At 72.8% G+C, this 1,259-nt stretch carries 2 protein-coding genes; one reads left to right on the top strand and one right to left on the bottom strand.

Features of this window, described 5'->3' with window-relative positions; genetic code table 11:
* Positions 1 to 201, bottom strand: a 201-nt coding sequence (locus AC1DY2_RS19870) for a DUF3417 domain-containing protein (RefSeq protein ID WP_476763979.1), incomplete at its 3' end; no start/stop codon positions are given.
* 116 nt (positions 202 to 317) lie between these two features.
* Here AC1DY2_RS19870 and AC1DY2_RS19865 point away from each other — a divergent pair.
* On the top strand, positions 318 to 1,259 hold a 942-nt coding region (locus AC1DY2_RS19865; protein WP_476763978.1), incomplete at its 3' end, for a maltotransferase domain-containing protein.

The raw sequence follows: 1,259 nt of genomic DNA, 5'->3' as shown, positions 1-1,259 counted from the left end.
GTCGAGCCTCGCCGGATCGACCTCGCCGAGGAACGCTCCGGGATCACGCCGGGTGGTGCGCCACAGCTCGGGGTCGATGTGCTCGAACAGGCGCTTCGTCGGCTCGTGCCACGACCACCGGAGGTTGCCGGCGAGCTCCTCGAGGGCGGACAAGGAGCCCGGCACGACGGCACGGACGGTGAACTTGCGGATCGGCTTCACGCGCTCCACCCTAGGTCGCCGGCGTGACGAATGCGTGAACGGGCCGTTCGGCCGGCATCGGCATGCCGCGGCGTCAACCACGCGCGAGGCGACGTGATCCACGCTACGGTCGGAAGGTGACCTCGCGAGACGTACTGGCCGGCCGGATCCCGGTGACCCGGGTCACGCCGGCCCTCCCCGACGACCGCTGGCGACCGAAGGCCTTCGAGGGCGAAGTAGTGCCGTTCCGCGCGACGGTGTTCCGCGAGGGCCACGACCAGGTCGGCGCGATGCTCGTGTTGACGAGCCCCTCGGGCACCGTGCGCCACGTGCGGATGTCGCCGCTCACGGCGGGCACCGATCGGTGGGAGGCCTGGGTGCTCCTCGACGAGCGCGGCATCTGGCACTGGCACGTCACCGGCTTCGACGACGAGATCGCCACGTGGCGGCACGACGCGGCCCTGAAGATCGATGCCGGCGTCGACGCCGAACTGATGTACGAGATCGGCGCACGCCTCCTCGATCGGGCGGCCGCCGAGAAGGCCCGGCCCATCGCGGCGCGCCGCAAGCTGACGGCCCTCGCGGCCGCGCTGCGCGACGACGCGGCATCCGTCGACGATCGCCGGCCCCTCGTCGACGCGCCGGCGCTCGACGTCTTCACCGCCTGGCCGCTCGCGAAGCTCACGAGCGACTCGCCCGAGCACGAGATCCTCGTGGAGCGGCGCCGCGCCGGCGTCGGTTCCTGGTACGAGTTCTTCCCCCGCTCGGAGGGCGCGCGCCGGCTGAAGGACGGCAGCTGGAAGAGCGGCACGTTCCGCACGGCGATGAAGCGGCTCGACGGCGTCGCGGCGATGGGCTTCGACGTGGTGTACCTGCCGCCGATCCACCCGATCGGGGAGACGAACCGCAAGGGCCGCAACAACACCCTCGATCCGGGGCCGAACGATCCGGGCTCGCCCTGGGCGATCGGCGGCGCCGCGGGCGGGCACGACGCCGTCCACCCCGACCTCGGCACCCTGGCCGACTTCCGCGCCTTCGTGCGGCGCGCGGCCGCCCTCGGCATGGAGGTCGCCCTCGAC

It is taken from the genome of Agromyces sp. P1_H4 (assembly GCF_056405255.1).
Note: the sequence above shows the minus strand (reverse complement) of the source record. Positions and strands in the feature narration are given on the sequence as shown.